This is a genomic window from Porphyromonas somerae DSM 23386 (assembly GCF_000372405.1).
Classification (GTDB): domain Bacteria; phylum Bacteroidota; class Bacteroidia; order Bacteroidales; family Porphyromonadaceae; genus Porphyromonas_A; species Porphyromonas_A somerae.
This window is the reverse complement of record NZ_AQVC01000004.1, coordinates 18,877-41,786: the sequence shown is the minus strand read 5'-3', so window position 1 is coordinate 41,786 and position 22,910 is coordinate 18,877. Positions and strand designations below refer to the sequence as shown.

Genomic DNA, 22,910 nt, shown 5'->3' with positions numbered 1-22,910 from the left:
AACCGACAGAATTAAAGATAATAGACAACAACGATATATATGGGATTTTTAGACTTTATTACCAAGATATTTGGCAACAAATCACAGCGAGACCTCAAAGAGATTACTCCGATTGTAGATAAAATTAAGGAGCAGTACGAGCAGGTGAAAGCACTTTCTCACGATCAACTTCGTGAGCGTACAGCACAAATTCGCCAAAGCATTCAAGATGAGGTGAAGCCAGAGCGTCAGCAGATCCAAGAGCTTAAAAAAGGGATTGACGAGCTGGACCTATCGGAGCGTGAAGCTGCTTGGGAGCAAATTGATAAGCTAGAGGAGACAATCCTCGACAAGATGGAAGGTAAGCTCAATGAGGTGCTCCCCGAGGTCTTTGCCATTGTCAAGAGTACGGCACAGCGTTTTGCCGACAACGAGGAGATGACGGTCACCGCGACACAGTTTGACCGCGACCTCTCCGTCAATCATGACTTCGTACACATAGAAGGCGATAAGGCGATCTACAAGAATGAGTGGATGGCAGGAGGTAACCTCACCAAGTGGGATATGGTTCACTACGATGTGCAGCTCATAGGAGGTGTGGTGTTGCACCAAGGTAAGATTGCCGAGATGGCAACTGGAGAGGGAAAGACCTTAGTGGCCACTCTTCCTGTATTCCTCAATGCCCTTACTGGCAACGGAGTTCACGTGGTGACCGTCAACGACTACCTCTCCAAGCGTGACGCCGAGTGGATGGGACCTATCTATATGTTCCATGGCATCAGCGTAGATTGTATCGATAAGTATCAGCCCAATTCACCGGAGCGCCTTCGTGCTTACAATTGTGATATCACCTTCGGTACCAACAATGAATTTGGCTTCGACTACCTTCGTGATAATATGGCTCGCACCCCTGCCGATCTCGTGCAGCGGAAGCACAATTACGCCATTGTCGACGAGGTCGACTCAGTGCTTATTGACGATGCTCGTACCCCACTTATCATCTCTGGTCCAGTAGAGAGCAAGGGCGATCAGATGTTTGAGGAGTTCAGAGGCGATGTGGAGTTGGTAGTCAATGCACAGAAAACCCTTGCTAGCCGTCTGCTTACCGAGGCACGCAAGCAAATTGCTAGCGAAGATAAGAAAGAGCGCGAAGAGGGATTTCTCAAGCTCTACCGTAGCTTTAAGGGACTGCCCAAAAACAAAGCCCTCATCAAGTACCTCAGCGAGGAGGGCATCAAGGCAGGTATGCTAGATACCGAGGCGATCTATATGGCCGACAACAACCGCCAAATGCATATCGTCACCGACGACCTTTACTTCGTGATTGATGAGAAAAATAATCAGATAGAGCTCACTGATAAGGGTATTGATCTTCTTTCGGGTAAAAACGAAGACCCAACCTTCTTCGTCCTACCAGATATCGCTTCTCAATTATCGGCTCTAGAGAATGAATCCCTCACAGAGGCTGAAAAGAGTGAGAAGAAAGATCAGCTCCTCACCGATTACTCTATCAAGAGTGAGCGTGTACACACCGTGCAGCAGCTACTTAAGGCCTACACCCTCTTCGAGCGTGACGACCAATATGTGGTGATGGATAATAAGGTGATGATTGTGGATGAGCAGACAGGCCGTATCATGGATGGCCGTCGCTACTCCGATGGGCTCCATCAAGCTATTGAGGCAAAGGAGCATGTAAAGGTGGAGGCAGCCTCTCAGACCAAGGCAACCATCACACTCCAAAACTACTTCCGTATGTACCACAAGCTGGCAGGTATGACAGGTACCGCCGAGACTGAGGCTAAGGAGTTTTGGGATATCTACAAACTAGATGTGGTGGTGATTCCAACCAATAGACCTATTGCTCGTATCGATGAGAACGACCGTATCTACAAGACCGCTCGAGCAAAGTATGCCGCTATTATCGATGAGATTGAGCGACTAATCGGCGAGGGACGCCCAGTCCTTGTTGGTACCACCTCGGTAGAGACCTCCGAGTTGCTCAGCAAGATGCTCACACTCCGTAAGATTCCTCACCAAGTCCTCAATGCCAAGCTCCACCAAAAGGAGGCAGAGATTGTGGCAGAGGCAGGTAAGAAGAGTACCGTCACCATCGCCACCAACATGGCGGGTCGTGGTACCGATATCAAGCTCTCCCCTGAGGTGAAAGAGGCTGGTGGTCTCGCCATTATCGGCACCGAGCGTCACGAGAGTCGTCGTGTAGATAGACAGCTACGTGGTCGTGCTGGTCGTCAGGGCGACCCTGGTTCGTCAGTTTTCTTCATCTCCTTTGAGGATAAGTTGATGCGTCTATTTGGTTCTGATAGAATGGCTAGAATCCTTTCTACTATGGGACTAAAGGATGACGATATGCTCGAGAGCAAGCAACTATCCAAGCAGGTAGAGAACGCACAGAAGAAAGTAGAGGAGAATAACTACGGAGTCCGTAAGCATCTGCTTGACTACGACGACGTAAAGAATGCACAGCGTAAGGTCATCTACACCCGTCGTAATCACGCTCTGATGGGCGAGCGTATTGGCCTAGACGTGCTCAACACCCTTACCCAGACGGCAGAAAGCCTTACCGATGGTGCTCCAGATATACCTTTTGAGGAGTTCAAGCAAAGTGTCTTCAAGGCCTTCTCCACCGAGCTACCTATCACCGAGGAGCAGTATAGGCGTAGTAATCCAGACCAGTTGGTAGATGCCATCATGGAGGAGGTGATTGCCAACCTCAAGCGTCGCTCGGAACGTATGGCCGAAGTGACCTATCCTGTACTCAAAGCCTTCTACGATCAGCACGGTGATAATGTAGAGCGCATCGCGATACCAGTGACCGACGGCCGACTAGGCTACAACGTAGTTACCAACCTCAAGGAGGCAGTAGAGACCGAGGGCAAGAGTGTTGCCAAAGCATTCCAAAAGACCATTCTTCTCTACACCATTGATGAGGCATGGGAGCGTCACCTACTCGCCATGGACGAGCTACAGAATGCGGTCCGCAACGTTTCTTACGAAAATAAAGACCCACTAGTTATCTTCAAGGTAGAGGCTTACGAACTATTCCGCTCTATGGTAATAGAGATGAATCAAAAGGCCTCTGAGATCATCATGCGTGGTCACGTCAATATCGCTCCGCAGCAAGAGGATGAGCAGCGTAGAGTAGAAGTGCGTGAACAGCGTGAAGACCCACTAGCCAATAGACGCAGACGCTATCAAGAGCAAAAGGACGACTACGAGGCAGCACAGCAAGCACGCTATGAGGCTGGCCAAGCCGCAAGCCAACAACCTCAAAAGCAGCAGCCATATATTGCGGAGCAAAAGATTGGTCGCAACGATCCATGCCCTTGTGGAAGTGGTAAGAAGTTCAAGAATTGTCACGGCCGCAACCTTTAATAGATAGATAAGCTATGATACATTCCATGACAGGCTTCGGAAAGGCCGAAGCCTCCACCTCCAATCAGAAGATCGTCGTAGAGATTAGATCTATTAATAGCAAGCAGGCCGATATCAGTCTCCGCTTTCCTCAGGAGATACGCCATATAGAGCTAGCAGCTCGCAAGAGAGTTATCCAAAAGCTACAGCGTGGCAAGATTGATATCTTCATCAGCCTTGAGCAGCTACATACGGAGCCCAGCCTACAGCTCAATAGCGAGTTGGGTCAGAAGTATTGGCAACTACTTAAGGAGTTCAGCGAGGAGACCACCATTCCACTGCCTACCGACCCCTTGCGTATGGTACTCAATATCCCAGGGGTAATGAACACCGAGAGCTCCACCTCCGAAAAAGAGACTGAAGACCTCGAGAATATCACCATGCAGGCGGTTGAGGAAGCGTGTGATAAGCTCAATGAATTTAGACTACAAGAGGGCAAGTCGCTCTACGATGGCTTCGTGAAGAATGCCAAGACCATTGCAGAGCTCCTTGATAGTGTAGATCCATACGAAGCTGAGCGAATTACCGAGATTCGGCAAAGGATCGAAGAGGGGCTAAGCAAGTATGTTGATATTGAGTACGACCGCTCTCGCTTGGAGCAAGAGATGATCTACTACATTGAGAAGCTAGATGTGAATGAGGAGAAAAATAGGCTTCGCAACCACATCAAGTACTTCATCGAGACCCTCGATCACGAGGAGGTAGGTCAGGGACGCAAGCTCGGCTTTATCGCACAAGAGATGGGCCGAGAGATCAATACCCTAGGCTCCAAGAGCAACCACGCCACGCTCCAACAGATTGTGGTTAAGATGAAAGATGAATTAGAGCAGATCAAGGAACAAGTCCTCAATGTACTCTAACAATCGACACTATACCTATTACATAGCACTATGCCTGGTAAACTGATCATATTCTCCGCCCCTAGTGGCTCAGGGAAGAGTACCATCATCGACCAATTGACCAGCAAACACGGTCTCCGTGGACACTTCTCCATATCAGCTACCTCCAGAGCCCCTCGTGGAGAGGAGCAAGATGGTATTCACTACCACTTCCTCTCCACAGAGGAATTTAAGCAACGCATCGACCTAGGAGACTTCCTCGAGTACGAGGAGGTCTACGAAGGTTGCTTCTACGGAACGCTTAGAAGCGAGATAGATGATACCCTCGCACGAGGCGAGACCGCACTACTGGATATCGATGTTAAGGGGGCACTCAATATTAAGAAAGCTTACGGTGACCAAGCACTCACCCTATTCATACAGCCACCAAGTATGGATACCCTTCGGCAACGATTGGAATCGCGTGGCACCGACTCTCCTGAGAAGATAGCAGAGCGACTAGCCAAGGCAGAGACCGAACTGAGCTATGCCCCACTCTTTGATCGCAAAATCATTAATGACCAGCTCGACGTGGCATGCCACGAAGCAGCAGAGATCATTCAGCGGTTTATTGAGGAGCAGAGGCGGGTACTGCTTTTCCCCGGATCATTCAATCCTATGCACGTCGGGCACCTCTCACTCGCCAATTATTTGGTAGAGAAGTACTCCGATCGCTTCGATGAAGTGTGGTTACTCCTCACACCCGCCAGCCCCTTTAAGGAAGATCGCACACAGCTCCCCACTCCATTTAGGGCAGAGTGGATTCAGCACCTGATCCAACACTACCCCAAGCTACGCTTGTCACAAGAAGAGGAAGAGCTCACCCCACCCTACTACACCATCAATACCATACGGCATCTCAAGGAAAAGTATCCAAAGACCTCCTTTACCCTCCTAATCGGTGGCGATAGCCTCCTTACCCTTCCCAAGTGGCACAAAGCGGATGAACTCCTCCAAGAGATCCCCATCATCGCCTACCCACGCCCAGGATACAGCGTAGAAGAGGCTCCTCGGGAGGTGAGTGAAAAAGTAGAAGTCCTCAAAGAGGTTCCGACCTTTCATATCTCCAGCACCCGAATCCGTCGGATGCTACTAGAGGGCAAGGCACTCCCCTACCTCCTCGCTACAGAACTCACCCACCCCCTCTACCGAGAGCTCCACTTCCAGCTCCTCCAGCTACAGCATTAAGTTAAAAGAGTCCCCAGCCATTGAAGTGTGGCTGGGGACTCTTTTTTTATGAGGCCATTACGAGAAGGCGATCTACTCTACTGTTGATGGCAGTATAGATTTATCCGTCTCACAAAGGTTCCTAGGCTTGTGGGAATGGCTTTCACGATCACCCAGCCAATCAGAGATAATACCCCTCTCTAAGTCCTCAAAAAAACCTCCATGCTAGTAGGGTAAAAGCTGAGATGCAACTAAGCAATCGGCGAGTTGCAACTAAGCATTTGCCGAGATGCAACAAAGCAAATGCTTAGTTGCATCTCGGCTGATGCCTTTATATAGCACTGAACTCTAATCGGTTATAAAAGGGGGTACCGTGACCTTTTTTAGACAGCTTTTCACCATATCTCACAGCTTGAAATTTCAGAGAGGGAGAAATGGTTATTTTAATATGTTAGCCTGCCCACGATGCGTTAAAAGCTTGTAAATTCGGTGGTTATTTGGTAAGTTTGTAGAGCATTTGGTAAAGTTGTGCCCCTAATCCTTGCCTTTATTGGAATAGTAAGCTAGCGATTTGCCACTATGCTCACCATTCATATACATAATGCTCTCCCTTAGAGAGAGAGGGGTGCTTAAATATCAACATAAATAGAAGTCAATGTACAGAATCATCGCCATTCGCACTTATCTCGTGGTAGGACTCCTATCGGTGCTATCGTGGGTGGGGTGTCAGCGACAGAGGGAAATAGATGAGCCTGAGGCTCGTAGTGAGATACAGTTTCATGCCTTTGTCAATCAGCAATTGAAAGGAGCTGACGAAACCCCCTCCACATTAGCCAAGAGTGGCTTTAATATCCGAGCTTACGGACAGGGGCAGCTCTACTTCAAAGATCGAGTGACCGCCACCGATGCTAGTGCTAGCAGTGGCGTTTGGAATACTGCGAGCACCCATATGTGGCCAAGCTATGAACTGGACTTTATTGGGTACAATGGCTTAGGCGACTATGGCACACTCGACCTAGAAGCTACAAACAAGAGCATTAAGCTAATCACCCCTGAGCAGGTGGAGAAGCAGGTAGATCTCCTCGTAGCACGTACCAAGGGGCGAGTAGCTGAGCACGGTACAGAGGGGGTACCGCTTTACTTTAAGCACCTTCTCTCACAGCTCTCTGTGCAGGCGAAGAATAGCAATGAAGCCTACAAGGTCGAGGTAGCTGGCGTAAAGATCGCACGCATACGATCTCAAGCTACTTTGACTCTTCCTACCGAGATAAAGCTCAGCGAGGAGCTCACTAACTACACAGATTTAAGCACTCCTAAGAGCTTCGGACTAGCTACTCCCGAGGTGATTACACTTGGGGAGACTCCTCAGTGGATTGGCAATAGTGCCAAGGGCAACTTTATGCTCATTCCGCAGCCGATTACGCCATGGAATAGAGCAGAGCAAGCTGGGGAAGCGACAGACAACGAAGGGACCTATCTCGGACTATTGCTTAGGATCACCACGCCTGCAGGAGCTCAGTACTATCCACTCGAGGAGGGAAAGTATGCCTATGCTACGGTACCTCTCTCCCTGCCTGAAGGGTTGAAGCCTGGGATGCACTATATGGCGACACTGGACTTTAGTCAGGGAGCAGGCTATCAGGAGCCACAGCTGGACAAGGGTGTTCCTACCGACTTGCCTGCAGGCGTAGTGGTAAGCACTCAGCCGTGGGGCGGAATGGAGAAGCCAGGCGAACCGATACTAGGTGGAGCGATTGGATTTGAGATATCACTGGAGCCTTGGAAAGAGAAGGGCATTGACCTTCAACTGGAAGCTGATCAGCGAAAGCCTATCACAATGCAGTATGGTAGCAAACGGATGGAATTCTCCATCCCAAAGGAGGCTACCGAACTAAAGGAGAGCGATATTCCAGAGGTGAAAATGCCTGGACGTAAGCTCATCAGATGGGAAGACGGCAAGGGACAGGCGATAACATTCCCCTACCCTCTAACCAATGACTTTGTCCTCACGGCCAAATTGGAGTCGTACTATGCGACGCTAGTGGTGCCACGAAACTTCCAATTCAAGAGCGATCAATGGAACATTAATAAGGTATTAGAGCTGACCGAAGAGGGTTGCTTGCCAGAGCTACCTGAATTAGAGCCAGTGAAAGGTACTATCTTTAAGCCTCAAGACCCTCGGGGCTTTGTAGGGTGGACTAAGGATACCCCTCCGACCATCAACTCGGAAGTGGTATCCATGGAGACTGTTTTTGATAGCAATGTAGAGCTGTATGCCATTCTTACCTCAGGAGTATTCTCTAGTACTACTGGCAGTGAACTATTCTATGTCCCTGGTACCGGTGGAACTCGCCCAGAGTACTTTACCTTCAAAGGAGGCGTCAGCACCGCACGAAGCACTCTGAGATCAACGCCAGAGGGGATCAAGATACAAAATCTCTACGTAGCAAAGCACCCAATTACTCAGGCTGAGTATCAGAAGGTGATGGGCAGTAACCCCTCCTACTTTTCCGACCCAGACCAATCTCGGTTCGCTGGCAATAACTTTAAGGGAGTCATTCGTGCCAATGCTGGTGAAAGACCTGTAGAATCGATCACTTGGATGGACGCCATACGTTTCTGCAATCAACTGAGCGAAAAGGATGGTCTAACCCCCGTCTACACCATCACAGGTGACACCCCCGAGCAGGTGACACGCGACCCCAATGCCAATGGCTACCGCCTCCCCACCGAGGCAGAGTGGATATGGATAGCCACAGTAGCAAGTGGAGCCAACGACACAAATATAGCCCAAAAGAGCAACATCGGTCCTATTCTCTTTGGCAACTATGCTTGGTTTAGAGATAATGCGATGCTGGGAGCTCAGGCCAACCTCAATCCTAAGGTTTGGCAAGCATTTACCAATCCTGAATATGGCACTAAACCTGTAGGAGGCAAGAAGCCTAATGAGCTGGGCATCTACGACATGAGTGGCAATGTATGGGAATGGGTGGAAGACTGGTACGGAGAGCGCACCTACGAGCGTGACAATGGTCCAGCGAGTGGTACCTATAAGGTATTGAAGGGCGGAAGCTTCCACGCTAGGAAGGAATTCCTAAAAGTGGATTACCGTAAGAAGCACCTACCTGATCGGACCAATAAATTGATCGGCTTCCGAATCGTCCGTAATGTAAAGACAACCAACTAAGTAAGCGAAACCTATGAGACCCAATATAATAACAACCCTACTCCTCTTTACACTCCTAATGATAGGAGGCTCCAGGCCTCTATATGGGCAGGAGCTACAGGAGAATTGGTGGAGCAATGGCAAGTATGCAATAGAGGATGTCGCCGATCCAGTCTACTCCTTTGACGAAGAATATATGAAAGATGTCCCCAACATCTATCTACCGATAGGCAAAATGGGCAAGCTCCCCGTAGTCATAGTGGTACATGGTTGGGCAGCATACAAAGAGCAGATGCACGACACTGCACAATTACTCGCCTCGCACGGCATGCTGGTACTCGTTTATACCGCCATGGATCAGAATCAGCCTTTTCAATGGTTGGACGGCATCATCGCAGCCTACACGCTACTCGAAGGAGAGAATCGGCGCCCTGGTTCCAAGATACATAATAGGGTCGACTTCCAGAGAATTGGACTACTCGGGCACTCAATGGGTGGCACGGGGGTACTCTTTTCGGCAGCGATGGAGAAGCCTAATGGACTGCGGGGTAAGATCAAGACCGTAGTGAGCTTGATGCCCTATCACGGCACCACCAACTTCATATCCGATGCGGTGGCTGGAGGAAAGGATAAGCTAGGTTGCGACGTTTCTGCTACTCCCAATGCTACACTCATCATCTCTGGAGAAGTAGATGAAGTCAATGAGCCCATTGGTGGCTATGAGTTTTATCAGACACTTAAGAAAAATAAACGGGTCTTCTTTTCTATGAAGGGGACACACCACAATGATTGGCGAAATAAAGAGGGCAAAGAATATGAGAATTACCATATCGTGATGCCTGTAGTCTCCTCATGGATGCTTGCCTACCTCTGTGGGGAAAGGCAATATGAAAGCTTCTTCAAAGAGGGAGGGCTTTACTTTGAGAAGTGGATACGCCCCACCCTCAAAGGAAATGTAAAAGTAGGTAGAGGAGAATTCCCAGCGTTTGAGATAAAGGAACCTTAAAAAGAGATGAAGAAAAATAGGAGACATCATAGTGTAGTGCAGTACCTATGGCTGGCAATGCTACTGCTGTGTGCAAAGCCACTTATGGCACAGCAGGCACAGGGAGTAGAGCCACAACGGGCTCCCTCTGAGGTGCGACGAAGCTGGCTATCTGTGCGGAGCAATACTTTGGCCGATATAGCAATGGTACCCAATTTGGGCTTAGAGGCATTTATAGGGGAGCACTGGAGCTGGGAGCTCTCTGGCTACGGAGCGTGGTGGTCAAAGCCCAAAGCCAACTTCTGCTGGCGGTTGAAAGGCTTGGAGAGCGAGGTCAAGTATTGGCTTGGGCAGAGGGAGCAAGGGGGCAAAGGACATCACATTGGGCTCTATACTCAGCTCTTTGATTACGACTTCCAAATGGGAGGAAGAGGAGTGCTCGGCGATCGCACGCACTTTGGTCTAGGTGTGGCGTATGGCTATGCTTGGAGTCTCGGCAAGCAGTGGACCCTAGAAGGGACCATAGGCATAGGCTATCTGCATGGTACTTTCAAGCAGTATGGAAAGCAGACAAATGGTTGCTTTCCGTGGGTGACAACGAAGCAGCTGGACTTCGTAGGCCCTACTAAGCTTTCACTCTCAATCGTCTACAGGTTATGGTAAAAGGACTAAAATATATCTTCTTGCTCTTACTACCACTTCTCTTTGTCCAATGCCAGCACAAGGAGCTCTGCTACTCCCAGGCGGTTGAGGTAGAAGTCCGCTTCGATTGGTCACAAGTACCCGAGCCACATGTGGCAGGTATGACCACCTATTTCTATCCTCTGGATAATGGGAGTGCACCAGTGCGACGAGACTTTAAAGATAAGGCGGGAGGAACCGCTACCTTGCGTGACGGGCGCTATAGAGTGGTCGGTTTCAACAACACCTCTAGCATCCTACAGCATAGAGGCGAAGATCACTATGAGACGATAGAGAGCTTCACTCGTAATTGTAGCCCACTTTCGGGTGCCCTTCTCTCCCTGAGGGCACCATCGTGGGATGCGGGGAAGGACTTCCGATTACAGCCTGAGCCTTTCTATGCAGGACGAGTAAAGGAGACAAAGATTGTACCACAAGCCGATGCCACCTTAAGGCAAGTGGTGACGATAGTGATGGAGCCATGCTATCGAGAGGTGCAGATTCGGCTCACCAATGTACAGGGCTTGCAGGCGGTTCAGGGTATCTCGGCAGGCTTTGGAGGCGTGGCACCAAGCTACTTCATTGGTTTGGATAAGTGGCACGAAGGAAGTGCCTACCACCCAATAGCTATGAAGTGGAAGGGGCAGGAGGTAGAAGGCAATATGATCACCTATGGATTGCTCCCAAAAGCAAAGGGCGGGCGACAAGAGCTCATTCTCTATGTGGTGATGGCTGATGGCAAGGGCTATACTTATACCTTTGATGTCACCGAGCAAGTGGAGAAGCAAAAGGGGAAGGCATTGGTTGATATAAAGATAGACAAGGAGTTAGTACTACCTCGCATAGACGAATCGGCCCGCAGCGGTCTAAGCATTACTGTGGAAAGTTGGAGGAAAGTCTACCTGAATATCAAGATGTAAAGGCAATAAAATAATAACTACATAAGGAGAAAGAAAAGATGAAAAAAGTAACGACATGGGCAGCACTGGCAATAGCCTCAGCGATGGCTTTGGCTTCCTGTAGCAAAGTAACAGACATCGCAGAGCCAGCAAGAGAGCAGGGGCAGATTGGGTTTACTCCCTTTATCGCGAATAGTCTCCGTGCTGCGGAGATGGATATAGCTACTCTCAAGGGTACAGGTTTTACCGTATCGGCTTTTGGTAATGGAGCAGCTTATTTCGAAGGAAAGACGGTGAAGCCTGAGATCACTGGCGACCTTTGGGCACCCCAAGGAGGAGATATCCCTTGGCCAAGCTTTGAACTCGATTTTATCGCTTATGCCAACCTTGGTGAGTACGCAACAGCAACCATCGCCCAGACTGGCTCGAAGCTAGAATTGACCACCCCAACGGAGGTCGCAAAGCAGGTGGACGTCATCGTGGCTCGTGCCAAAGGCAATGGTGCCGATCACGCAACGACTGGCGTGCCACTCAATTTCAAGCACGTGCTCTCACAAATAGAGGTAAAGGCGGTGAATAGTAATGCCAATTCAGACTACAAGATCAAGGTGGCTGGAGTGAAGATTGGTCGCATCGTGAAGAAAGCCACCTTTGCCTATCCTGCAGATACCAAGAGCTCAACCACACTAAGTGGCTATACCCTTGGCACCGAAAAAGAGACCTTTGCCGATGCCATGACAGAAGCTAAGGAATTATCTGCTACCGCAGTTTCTCTGATGGGTAAGGATGGTAACTTTATGCTGATTCCACAAACGATGACCAAGTGGGATGCCACAACGCACCAAGGGAGTGGCACCGATAATAATGGCGTCTATCTCTCAGTACTCCTCAACATTACGAATAAAGAGGGCGTAGCTATCTACCCAACCGATGGCAAGTATGCTTGGGCAGCTACTCCTTTGGAGATCGCAGGAGGTCTTGAAGCAGGGAAAAAGTATGTGATCACACTTGACTTTAAGGATGGTGCAGGCTACCAAGATCCAGAGACCAATAAGCCGGCAGGCTTTACCACAGCGACTGGAGTGGAGATTTCTAGCGACCCAGTGAAGCCTGCAATGCCAAAGCCAGGCACCCCTATCCTCACTAATCAACACATTAAGTTCACAGTACAGATAGAGGATTGGCAAGATAGTGATGCGAATACTATTAATATGCCCAACGCATAACAACACATAGAATAATTAGGGATTGGGCTGTGCCAGCCTCCATTATCTGAAGGCTTGGCACTGCCAGCTCCCATTTAATCACAAGTAAAAAAGTGGAGAGAATAAAGAGGTACTTAGGCTGGTCTCTCGTGGCACTCTTGCCACTCCTAGGCAGCTGTGCTAGGGGCGATCGTCCCGATGAGCGCCAGATGATTACTTTTGAGACCAACTGGCTAGAGATGAGGAGCGGAGTGGTGGAAGATCAAGATAACTTCCACGACGATATGCAGGTGACTGCTTTTCTACAAACCCAAGCGGGAAACCCCCTCGGCACTCTCTTTCAAGACCTTCGAGCTACTAAGGCATCAGGCTGGCGTACCAGCTATCCGTGGCTCGGGAGTGAGGCGGGTCGACAGCTCAGCTTCTTTGCCTTTGCTCCGTATGGTGCACTCATACCAGCGTGGCAACAAGGGAGCTACACCCTCACAGGTAATAGTGGGGAGGTAGATATTGTAGCGGCTCAAAAGGTAGTGCCAGCCCACTATGGCAAGCCCGTGCCACTTCATTTCCAGCACCTACTCTCAGGGGTGAGCTTTGTCGTTCATGAGGAGACCCCCAATATGATCATCACCTCGGTAGAGCTACGTGGCATCCTCTCCACAGCGACCTACTCTATTAAGCAACAGCAGTGGGCCCACTACTCCGATCCTCGGACCTATACCTGGACGGGTGAGGTGGATCATACGGCTAGCACTTCGGTAGATACCCCCATCACCATCACCCCTTTCTTTCTAATCCCACAAACACTATCGGACGAAACCAAGATAATCGTTAAACTCAAGCGACCAGGCAGCAACGACACGGAACTAAAAGAACTCCCTCTCACTAATCAGCACCTTGAGATAGGAGAGCATTATGTCCTCCGTCTCCAGCTTACTGAATAAAAGAAGCATCTCATCATGGATTTTTATACTACTGCCAATCGCTTTGGCGAACCAATCCAATAACTCAGTTAACTAAGTAATTCCAAGAGATGCCCCCCTGCAACTCCTTGCGGTGGGCATCCTTTTTTTCATCACCCACACCCCCTACTCCCCTCTTCTACAGTGGCAAGCCAAATGAGAATAGAGTAAAATCTGCTCTAAGATAAGGAGGTGACTTAGTGTCAGATAACGGAGGGTAACTCTCCTAACACGCTCGTTTTGGTAGGGTTAATCCAGAGGTCAAACTTGTGTTAAGGTTCGGCACTATGGACCTAGACCTGTGACTATTTTATTTAATATGAACCTCGGCAGAGGTAGAGGTCTTGCCAATCTATCAGTAGTTTAACTAATATAATGTTGTAAAAATGAGGAGTCAAAACGCCTCTCCATTATTCATAATAGCCACATCTAACCCTTCGCACAACAGTATTAATACTAGAGGTATACAAGGAAAAGAAAGCGTGGTGAAGTGCTAGCACTTCACCACGCCTGTGACCTCGGAGGGGCTCGAACCCTCGACCCATTGATTAAGAGTCAATTGCTCTACCAACTGAGCTACGAAGTCATTTGCTTTGGGAGGTCGTTACCTCTCGTTTGCGATTGCAAAGGTAACACAAAATATTTATTTGACCAAAATATTGGACTTATTTTTTCACTTTATCCGGATTTCGCTTAATATATTCGCTCCAAGAGCTACTTCCAGAGCTTTTATGCGGACGCAGTTGCTGCAGATGATGGGTCAATGCCACCGCCACCGCATCTGTAGCATCATTTTTCTCCATCATCGCCTCCTCCGGTATCTTCAGCATATACTGTAGCAGAGCCGCCACCTGCTCCTTGCTTGCATTTCCTTTACCCGTAACCATACGCTTAATAGTACTTGGTGCATACTCCGTAACCGGGATACCCGCCTTAAGGGCAGCCACCATCGCCGCTCCTTGTGCACGTCCTAGCTTCAAGGTTGTCTGTATATTAACCCCATAAAAAGGGGCCTCTAATGCCATCGCCGAGGGAGCATACCTCGTGATCAGTGCTTCTACTGCCTCTTGTATCTTCAGGAGACGAGAGTAGTGCGACTTATATCGGTCAAGCCGAAGGATTCCCATCGCCTCTAGCGCTGGCTTATTGCCCGACACTCTTAGCACCCCGTAGCCCATCACGATCGTACCAGGGTCGATGCCTATGATTACTTGTTGATCCATTATCTAATTGTTCTCCTACAAAGTTAAGTATAAATGAGCAATCTACCTCAAAGGGTTTTAGTAACTTTGCCCATATTTAATTGACACCTATTAGATTAATAAAAGATATGACGCGACGCAAAACAACATTTTGGGCACTTCTAATCCTCACTCTCTCCGCCATCTTTGTAGGGATAAAGCTGTACCAACAGTCTTCAAAAGCAAAGACACAAGAGAGATACGCAGTGATCCTCTCGCTCGACGGCTTTAGGTATATGTACCTCAACGAGATACCCACCCCCTTCCTTGACGCCATGGCAGCAGAAGGGGTATCAGGCTCTCTACAACCCTCCTACCCCAGCAATACCTTCCCCAACCACTATAGCATGGCCACAGGACTTTATCCCCAAAACCACGGCATTGTCAACAACCGTTTTTGGGTCAATGAGCTCAATGACTATTACCGTCTCGGTGATAGCACTCGAGTATATAATCCTGCCTTTTATGGGGGTGAACCCATCTGGAATACCACCGAGAAACAAGGGATAAAAGCAGGCTCCTACTTCTGGGTAGGCTCTGAGACAGCTGTGCAAAATATGCACCCTAGCTATTGGAAAAAGTATGATGCCGACACCTCCTTTACAGCTCGTGCCGACTCCGTGATCGCGTGGTTACAAAAGCCGATTGAAGAGCGTCCTCGCCTTATCACCTGGTATCTCCAAGAGCCCGATCACACTGGTCACACTTGTGGTACCGAGAGCGACGAACTCAAGGCGATGGTTGCCAAGGTGGATAGTGTGGTAGGCTATTTTAGGAGTGAGCTAGCCAAGCTTCCCATCGCTTCACAAGTTGATTTTATTATAGTCTCCGACCACGGGATGAAAGATTATGAGCCCGAAAAACTCGTCAACCTATGGGACTACCTACCAGCAGATAGCTTCAGCTATATCGTTGATGGCACCCCCACCCTCCTCTACACCAAGCGCCCAGAGTATATTGACGAGGCCATGTCGGTGCTTGAAAAGATTCCAAATATCACCGCCTATCGAAGGGCCGATGTACCTGCACGCTTCCACTTTAGCGAAGGAGAGCGACTCGGAGACATCGTCGTAATGCCCGAACTCGGTGGCTATATCTTCTTCAGAGAAGAGCCAGAGCTCAAGCTTGCTGCCGGTCACGGGTTTGATAATTCAGTGCCCGAGATGCAAGCCATATTCTTTGGTGTAGGTCCCTCATTTGCCAAAGGCAAAAAGGTGAGTCAAGTCCCCAACGTAGCCATCTACCCACTCCTCTGCCACCTACTCCAGCTAACACCAGCCTCCAACGATGGCACCGAAGCGGATGTGCAGAAGCTCCTAGGCCACTAAGTATCTCATCAACTATTTGCACCACAAAAGAAAGAAATGGATAATACCCAACACAGCAGTCACACCATAAAGGAAAGAATCACCACCCGAGATTCCAATATGGAGCTACTACGTATTGTAGCTACCCTATTGATCCTCGTAGTCCACGCTAATTACTTTAGTCAGGGGTCCCCACAGTGGGAATGCTTCACACAGAACACCTATTATTCCATTTGGATGGTGCTCTGTCAAAGCCTATCCATTGTATGCGTCAATCTCTTTGTACTTATATCTGGATGGTTTGGGATCAAACCCAGGCTAAAAGGGTTCTTCAACTTTATCTTTCAGTGCCTCTTTTACTCCACAGCCATCTATATAACGGCTCTCTTATGTGGGTTTTCCGATCTTACTTTCAAAGGAATTGCACAGGTATTATATGCCACCAAACTTGGTTGGTTTATTAAAGCCTATATTGGGCTCTATATCTTATCTCCAGTTCTTAATCTCTTTATTGAGCATAGCTCTAAACGGGTTTATGAAATAGTACTGATCGTATTCTTCATATTCCAATCCACTTATGGTTGGTTAGGCAATGCTTACTTCTTTAATGAAGGTTATTCAACACACTCATTTATAGGTCTCTACCTACTCGCTAGGTACATTCGTATCTATAAGCCTCGATTTTCTCAGTTACCCAAAAGCATAGACCTCCTTACTTACATTGGCATTTCACTCATCGTCACCACCCTTATCGTCTCTTTGCCCATTATTGGGGAGGGATGGGGCAATTTAGCAAGGGTTGCTAAAGCCATCTATAATAGACACCACTACCTTTTTGACTACTTAGCTCCAACTGTCATTATCTCATCAGTTGCTTTACTGCTATTCTTTTCAAAACTAAATATTCAATCCAAGCTGATTAATTGGAGTGCAGCCTCCTCCTTCTCTGCCTACTTAACTCACGCAAACCCCAATATCACTCCCTACTATACCACCGCTGTTCTTTACTTCTATGCCACCTACAGCCTTCCAGTGGCTATATTATACACTGGACTGATGATTCTTGGCATATACCTTGCTTCCACTCTGATTGATCAGATTCGTATCGTTGCTTGGAATTATATTTCAAGGAGAGTATAAAAAAAGTGGCTAGTGAACAGTGTCCAACACTAATCACTAGCCGCCTACTTTTACCTACTAAATTATTAACGATTAGTGGTGAGATAGATAGTTAGCTACGCTATCGTGGCTCTCCTTGATCGCCTCCTGGCCATCATTCCAGTTGGCAGGGCACACCTCACCATACTCCTCATAGTGCTTCAGGGCATCTACCATACGAAGCACCTCATCCACATTACGTCCGAGTGGCAGGTCATTCACCAGCATATGGCGTACAATACCCTCCTTATCAATCAGGAATAGACCACGGTAAGCTACAGGATTACCCTCAAAGATCAGGTTACCCTCCTCATCATAATCCTCCTCACCAGCCAAAACGCCGAAGTTCTGAGAGATCACCTTTGAGAAGTCGGCAACAATTGGATACTCTACTCCCTTGATACCACCCTCCTTACGATCCTGAGAAAGCCAAGCAAAGTGCGAGAATTGGCTATCCACTGAGCAACCAATCAGCTGCACATCACGCTTCTCAAACTCCGCGAGCTTTGCCTGGAATGCGTGTAGCTCCGTAGGACACACAAAGGTAAAGTCCATAGGGTAGAAGAAAAGGACTACATACTTCTTTCCCTCAAATTGCGATAGGGTAAAGTTCTCAATAAACTGACTACCTTTCACAGCCGTTGCACTAAAATCAGGTGCTTTCTTTCCTACTAATGTAAACATATCTATTTGTAAATCTTAATCCATCACGCACCTACAGAAAGAGCTTTGTGACGGGGTGAATAAAAAAACAACTTTCTAAAGAAGGAAAATCTTCTCCTCCTCTATTACCAATAACATTCATCACCCCCGAAATGTTTAGAAAACAAATCTTGACATCGGAAAATTATTATCGCCTGCAAAAAAACACTCGCCACGACACTCCTATACCATTTTTTCCATTGACTATTACCCCATAGTGCAAGTAGCCAAAAGTTGAGTTGCAACTAAGCGATCGGCGAGTTGCAACTAAGCAATTGCCGAGATGCAACTAACCGGTTGCTTAGTTGCAACTCAATTGACGCCCTCATATCAATCTGAAAAACAATGGGTTATAAAATCACTTTCACCGCCCTAAAATGAGGCAAAAAAACACCCCAATCTCCAAGTCAAAAGAAGTACAATAAGCCTATTACCCCGCACGAAACACTCAGCAATTGTGGTTGAATAAAAACTAAATAACAGACTCCTCAATACACAGGGCTAAGGGTACATCTTTGCTACTATCGTGGAATTGTGGTAATTTTGAATGGTAATTGACAACGTGGCGGCACCATACCTTACGTATGGAAGTGCCAATAATACTACCTTATCACATAGCAAATGAGTAACAAAGAAACCGACGAAAAAGAGCTAAAACTACCATGGAGCAATAAACAACCATGGTGGCTTAGGCTTTTGATACATATAGGACTGATTGTATTAGCTGGATTATTGCTTCTTTGGGGGTCAATGTTTTTCCTCAAAATATACACCCGTCACGGCAAAGCCATAGAGACACCCGATATCATTGGGCTTTCGCAAGTCGAAGCCTCTGAGATGCTGGGGCGGTCGCACCTAAATATGGAGGTGGTTGACTCCGTCTATGTAGAGGGTCAGACCCCTGGCATCATACTAGATACTACTCCCAAGGCGGGCTCACGCATCAAGCCCCACCGCACGATCTTTGTGACGGTCAATACGATGAACGTCAAGAGCATCAAGATCCCTGAGTTTGAAGAGCTATCGGAGCGCTCAGTGGAGATGATGCTAAAGGGTGCTGGTTTTAAGAATGTCACGATAGAATATGTACCAGGGCCACACCATCTACTGGTGTTGCATCTCAAGGATAGCACTGGCAGGTACCTCAGTGCAGGCGAGCGTATCCCCTACAACACCCACTTGATTATGGAGGTCTCCTCGGCCGAAGAGTACGAGACAGCGATGATGGATAGCCTTCAGAATAGTTCGCTAGACCTTCCGCTTGACACCCCAATTGAGGAACCCTCTGGAGAAAACTGGTTTTGAGTAAAGCCCCATGGCGATAGATAAGTACATAGACTACGAAGCAACGGAAGAGGAGGACCTTCTAGAAGAGGAGGAGCCGACCCTAGAGGAGCAGCTCTACGAGCACTTCTCTTGCGTGGTAGATAAAGGGCAGACGCCCCTACGCATTGACCGCTTCTTGGTAGATCGTATGCCCAAGGTTAGTCGCAATCGCATTCAGCAAGCCGCTGAGGCGGGTGCCCTCTTTGTGGATGATAGGGCTGTAAAATCCAATTACAAGGTACGCCCTGGCGAAGTGGTCTCACTGCGGTTAAAGCGACCTCCCTACGAACTAGAGATTATCCCCGAGGATATCCCTCTCAACATTCTCTACGAAGACCCTTACCTGATGGTGGTCAATAAGCCAGCAGGTTTGGTGGTTCACCCAGGTCACGGCAATTATACGGGCACCCTCCTCAATGCCCTTGCCTATTATCTAAAGGACGACCCTAAGTACGACCCCAACGACCCCAATGTGGGCCTCGTCCATCGCATTGATAAGGACACGAGTGGTCTGCTACTAATCGCCAAGGAGCCTACGGTTCGGACAGCTCTTGCACGGCAATTCTTTGAGAAGAGTACTCGTAGGGAGTACCAAGCAATCATTTGGGGGCGTCCAAAGGAGCGGGAGGGGACGATCCGCACCAACCTAGCACGTGATCCTCGGGATAGGATGATTATGACCACCTTTCCCTACGAGGGAGAGGTCGGAAAAACAGCCGTCACCCACTACAAGGTGGAGGAAGAGCTGGGATATGTCTCACTCATTAGGTGCCAGCTAGAGACTGGTCGAACTCATCAGATCCGTGCCCATATGAAGAGTATTGGGCACCCGATCTTCAATGACGAGCGGTATGGCGGAAATGAAATACTTAGAGGCAATCGCTTTGCCAATTACAAGAAATACATTGAGAATTGTTTTGCTCTCTGCCCCCGACAGGCACTACATGCCCAGACACTTGGCTTTTATCACCCTGTGAGGAAGGAGCAGATGGATTTTACTTCACCTTTGCCAGAGGATATGTCGGCACTCCTAGAGAAGTGGAGACGATATGTAGAGGCTGGCTCCATTGAACCTATAGAGGTATGAATCAACACCCTAAGATAGCTCTTGTAGCAGGTGGCTACAGCAATGAATATGAGGTCTCCCTCAAGAGTAGAGAGGGCATCCTCCACTTTTTGGAAGGGGCACCACTGGAGATTTACCCCGTGCTCATCACTCACGAAAAATGGGTGGTACAGCTAGAGGGAAAGGAGTACCCCATTGACCGCAACGACTTCTCCGTTCAGATTGATGGCACCAAGGTAACCTTTGACTACGCCTATATTACCATCCACGGCACACCTGGGGAGGATGGGCTCTTCACCGGCTACCTAGATATGCTGCGGATACCCTATAGCTGTTGCCCCACAGCCATCGGTGCACTCACCTTTAATAAGTACCTCTGTAAGCACTTTCTCCATAGCTTCGGCATCAAGATTGCACCAAGTGTAAGGTTGCAGAAGGGCGATCCTATTCGTCCTATTATCCTTGCGGTAGAGCCCGGCTTGCCCGCCTTTGTAAAGCCTAATGCTGGAGGGAGCAGCGTAGCTACTACCCGAGTGGACGAAGTGAATGAGCTACTACCGGCGGTGGAACTAGCCTTTAGCGAAGCCGATGAGGTGCTGATCGAGGGTTTGATTACCGGTACAGAGGTTACCTGTGGCGCCTACAAAGATGGTGAGGGACTGCATATCCTTCCCGTGACTGAGGTGGTGCCGAAGAATCAATTCTTCGACTACGATGCGAAGTACAATGGTGCAGTGGAGGAGATTACTCCCGCCCGCATTTCACCCGAGATGACGGCTGAGATTCAGCAACTCACACGTGAGATCTATGGATATCTCGGGGCGTCGGGAATTATTAGAGTAGACTTTATCATTGAGGAGGGGGTACCAGTGCTCCTCGAGGTCAATACCACTCCCGGCATGACAGCCACCAGCTTTATCCCTCAGCAGGTACATGCCGATGGCAAGAAGGTGGGCGACGTATTGATGAGTATTATCCAGTATCATTTAGAAAACCATAAGAGAGATAAATAGCCATGATGAAGACCGACGACATATATTTTGAGAGCATTCGCCCTTATATTGATAGCGAGGTACAGGAGGTGGTAGCACACCTAGTCCAGCAAGAGGAGGTTCAGGGTATCCTCCATCACTTCTATGGGGATATCAGTAGGGAGCAATTAGATAAGATGGTGGAGAGATCGACCTCCATCTACAACTTCAAGGAGACTTTCCTCAAGCCAGTGATTGAAGCAATCCTCAAGGACTCTACCTTTTCGCTTACTATCTCAGGCAAGAGCAAGTTGGTAAAGCGTGGTGAGGAGAAGCAACTCTTTATCTCGAATCATAGAGATATCATTCTCGACTCTGCCTTTCTCAACTACCTACTCTACAGCTCGGGGCTAGGCTTTCCACGCATCGCTATTGGGGACAATCTACTCATTAGCGAATGGATAAGGGTAGTGGTACGATTGGCCGATGCCTTTATCGTAAAGCGAAGCCCCTCCATGCGTGAGATGCTGATAGAGAGCAAGCGACTCTCCAATTATATCCTAAGCTCAGTGGCTGGCGGTGAGGCTTCTGTATGGCTGGCACAGAGTGAAGGGCGACGCAAAAACTCCGATGACCGTACGCAGACAGCGGTACTCAAGATGCTTACCCTCAGTGCCGAGCGAGGAGAGAGTGAAGCAGAGCTCCTCAGCAAACTGCACATTACGCCTGTGGCGATCACTTACGAGTACGATCCTTGTGACTATCTCAAAGCCAAGGAGATGCTGGCTAAGAAGCTGGATCCTTCGTGGAAAAAGGCGCCACTAGACGACCTCATCAATATGCAGACTGGGCTAGAAGGGCAGAAGGGGAGAGTACACTTTGCCATCGGCGAGACCCTCTACGACCTTTCTACTATCACACAAGCAGCTGAGACGAAGCAGGAGGTTCTGAAGCTAGTAGCCGAGGAGATTGACCGACAGATATTCACCCTTTACCGCTTCTACCCCAATAATTACGTTGCTTTTGATGCACTCCATGGCGGTGAGCAGTTTGCCAAAATGTATAGCGAGAAGGAGAAGGCAACCTTTGAGAAGTACCTAGCCCAGCAGATAGCTAAGGTAGAGGCAGCGCCGGAGCATCACCAGTTTTTGAAAGAGAAGATACTGGAGATGTACGCTACACCACTAAAGAATCACTTGATTACCACCAAGCAATATAGATAGCATTATGAAAAGAGCTTTAATTATAGTAGACCCTCAATTGGACTTCATCACAGGTACCCTCCCAGTAGGAGGTGCCTCGGAAGCAATGGATCGTTTGGCTACAGCACTGCCAAAGATCGCAGCCGACCAAGTCTTTGTGACCATGGACGCCCACCCTATCAAGCATTGTAGCTTTGAGCCCAATGGTGGCATCTGGCCTACCCACTGCGTAAAGTATAGCACGGGAGCTGCCATTTGGGAGCCTCTAATGGAGGCACTCATTGCACTTCCCTGCCCAATCAATTTTATAGAGAAAGGGTGCGATCTAGACCGCGATCAGTACAGCGCTTTTGAGGATAGCTACCCTAAGGAGCTAGAGAGTGCCGAGGAGATTCTACTCTGCGGTCTAGCGGGGAATGTCTGTGTGCTTAATAGTTTAAAGGATCTAGTCCGCCACAGACTGGCGAGTAAGATCACAGTGCTCACGGATGCCTCCCCTAGCCTTGACGATGGCACAGCCCTCAATGGAATCATAAGAGAGACCAAAGTAAAATCTGTAACATTAGAGAATCTAGATAAATAA

The 22,910-nt window shown here is 48.5% G+C and carries 18 protein-coding genes and 1 tRNA gene; 16 read left to right on the top strand and 3 right to left on the bottom strand.

Annotation, left to right across the window (positions count from 1 at the left end):
- Window positions 1-39: 39 nt before the first annotated feature.
- From secA to A3GK_RS0101205, 9 genes are all read left to right on the top strand, one after another.
- The gene (gene secA, locus A3GK_RS0101245; protein WP_018027712.1) at window positions 40-3,372 is read left to right on the top strand and encodes a preprotein translocase subunit SecA; all 3,333 of its coding nucleotides are present in this window, start codon (window positions 40-42) and stop codon (window positions 3,370-3,372) included.
- Between the two features lie 14 nt (window positions 3,373-3,386).
- The gene (locus A3GK_RS0101240) at window positions 3,387-4,271 is read left to right on the top strand and encodes a YicC/YloC family endoribonuclease (RefSeq protein WP_026161633.1); all 885 of its coding nucleotides are present in this window, start codon (window positions 3,387-3,389) and stop codon (window positions 4,269-4,271) included.
- A gap of 30 nt (window positions 4,272-4,301) precedes the next feature.
- The gene (gmk, locus tag A3GK_RS0101235) at window positions 4,302-5,477 is read left to right on the top strand and encodes a guanylate kinase (protein ID WP_018027710.1); all 1,176 of its coding nucleotides are present in this window, start codon (window positions 4,302-4,304) and stop codon (window positions 5,475-5,477) included.
- A 634-nt stretch (window positions 5,478-6,111) separates the two neighbouring features.
- Window positions 6,112-8,643 (top strand): SUMF1/EgtB/PvdO family nonheme iron enzyme, encoded by a 2,532-nt coding sequence (locus tag A3GK_RS0101230; protein ID WP_018027709.1) that lies wholly within the window; start codon window positions 6,112-6,114, stop codon window positions 8,641-8,643.
- Window positions 8,644-8,656: 13 nt separating this feature from the next.
- Window positions 8,657-9,628, top strand: coding sequence for an alpha/beta hydrolase (locus A3GK_RS0101225; RefSeq protein ID WP_155799399.1), 972 nt, complete (start codon window positions 8,657-8,659; stop codon window positions 9,626-9,628).
- A 6-nt stretch (window positions 9,629-9,634) separates the two neighbouring features.
- Window positions 9,635-10,270 carry a DUF3575 domain-containing protein gene (locus A3GK_RS10230; protein ID WP_018027707.1) on the top strand — a complete coding sequence of 212 codons (636 nt, stop codon included), beginning with the start codon at window positions 9,635-9,637 and terminating at the stop codon, window positions 10,268-10,270.
- A complete protein-coding gene (locus A3GK_RS0101215; RefSeq protein ID WP_018027706.1) occupies window positions 10,264-11,208 on the top strand; it encodes a DUF5119 domain-containing protein in 945 nt (314 codons plus the stop codon). Before A3GK_RS10230 ends, A3GK_RS0101215 begins: the two co-directional genes overlap by 7 nt.
- 38 nt (window positions 11,209-11,246) lie before the next feature.
- Window positions 11,247-12,413, top strand: a complete 1,167-nt coding sequence (locus tag A3GK_RS10225; RefSeq protein ID WP_081605294.1) for a fimbrillin family protein — start codon at window positions 11,247-11,249, stop codon at window positions 12,411-12,413.
- A gap of 92 nt (window positions 12,414-12,505) precedes the next feature.
- On the top strand, window positions 12,506-13,336 hold the full coding sequence (locus A3GK_RS0101205; protein WP_026161632.1) for a fimbrillin family protein: 831 nt from the start codon (window positions 12,506-12,508) through the stop codon (window positions 13,334-13,336).
- A gap of 531 nt (window positions 13,337-13,867) precedes the next feature.
- Here the strand turns inward: A3GK_RS0101205 and A3GK_RS0101200 are convergent.
- Window positions 13,868-13,940 (bottom strand) — tRNA-Lys (locus A3GK_RS0101200).
- 79 nt (window positions 13,941-14,019) lie between these two features.
- The gene (gene ruvC / locus A3GK_RS0101195; RefSeq protein WP_018027703.1) at window positions 14,020-14,577 is read right to left on the bottom strand and encodes a crossover junction endodeoxyribonuclease RuvC; all 558 of its coding nucleotides are present in this window, start codon (window positions 14,575-14,577) and stop codon (window positions 14,020-14,022) included.
- Between the two features lie 107 nt (window positions 14,578-14,684).
- Here ruvC and A3GK_RS0101190 point away from each other — a divergent pair, with 107 nt between their 5' ends.
- Together A3GK_RS0101190 and A3GK_RS0101185 are read left to right on the top strand one after the other, a co-directional pair.
- On the top strand, window positions 14,685-15,923 hold the full coding sequence (locus tag A3GK_RS0101190) for an alkaline phosphatase family protein (protein ID WP_018027702.1): 1,239 nt from the start codon (window positions 14,685-14,687) through the stop codon (window positions 15,921-15,923).
- A gap of 36 nt (window positions 15,924-15,959) precedes the next feature.
- Window positions 15,960-17,042 (top strand): acyltransferase, encoded by a 1,083-nt coding sequence (locus A3GK_RS0101185; protein WP_018027701.1) that lies wholly within the window; start codon window positions 15,960-15,962, stop codon window positions 17,040-17,042.
- A gap of 72 nt (window positions 17,043-17,114) precedes the next feature.
- Here A3GK_RS0101185 and A3GK_RS0101180 read toward each other — a convergent pair whose 3' ends face one another.
- A complete protein-coding gene (locus A3GK_RS0101180; RefSeq protein WP_018027700.1) occupies window positions 17,115-17,744 on the bottom strand; it encodes a peroxiredoxin in 630 nt (209 codons plus the stop codon).
- Between the two features lie 639 nt (window positions 17,745-18,383).
- Here A3GK_RS0101180 and A3GK_RS0101175 point away from each other — a divergent pair.
- Genes A3GK_RS0101175 through A3GK_RS0101155 form a run of 5 tightly spaced genes read left to right on the top strand, consistent with a single transcriptional unit; the run spans window position 18,384 to window position 22,910 of the window.
- Window positions 18,384-19,067, top strand: coding sequence for a PASTA domain-containing protein (locus A3GK_RS0101175; protein ID WP_040575733.1), 684 nt, complete (start codon window positions 18,384-18,386; stop codon window positions 19,065-19,067).
- Between the two features lie 16 nt (window positions 19,068-19,083).
- Window positions 19,084-20,175 (top strand): RluA family pseudouridine synthase, encoded by a 1,092-nt coding sequence (locus A3GK_RS0101170; RefSeq protein WP_040575743.1) that lies wholly within the window; start codon window positions 19,084-19,086, stop codon window positions 20,173-20,175.
- Window positions 20,172-21,167, top strand: coding sequence for a D-alanine--D-alanine ligase (locus tag A3GK_RS0101165; RefSeq protein ID WP_018027697.1), 996 nt, complete (start codon window positions 20,172-20,174; stop codon window positions 21,165-21,167). The genes A3GK_RS0101170 and A3GK_RS0101165 overlap by 4 nt, the downstream gene beginning before the upstream one ends.
- 2 nt (window positions 21,168-21,169) lie before the next feature.
- Complete coding sequence (locus A3GK_RS0101160; RefSeq protein ID WP_018027696.1) at window positions 21,170-22,348, top strand: 1-acyl-sn-glycerol-3-phosphate acyltransferase; 1,179 nt, start codon at window positions 21,170-21,172, stop codon at window positions 22,346-22,348.
- 4 nt (window positions 22,349-22,352) lie between these two features.
- Window positions 22,353-22,910, top strand: a complete 558-nt coding sequence (locus tag A3GK_RS0101155) for an isochorismatase family protein (protein ID WP_018027695.1) — start codon at window positions 22,353-22,355, stop codon at window positions 22,908-22,910.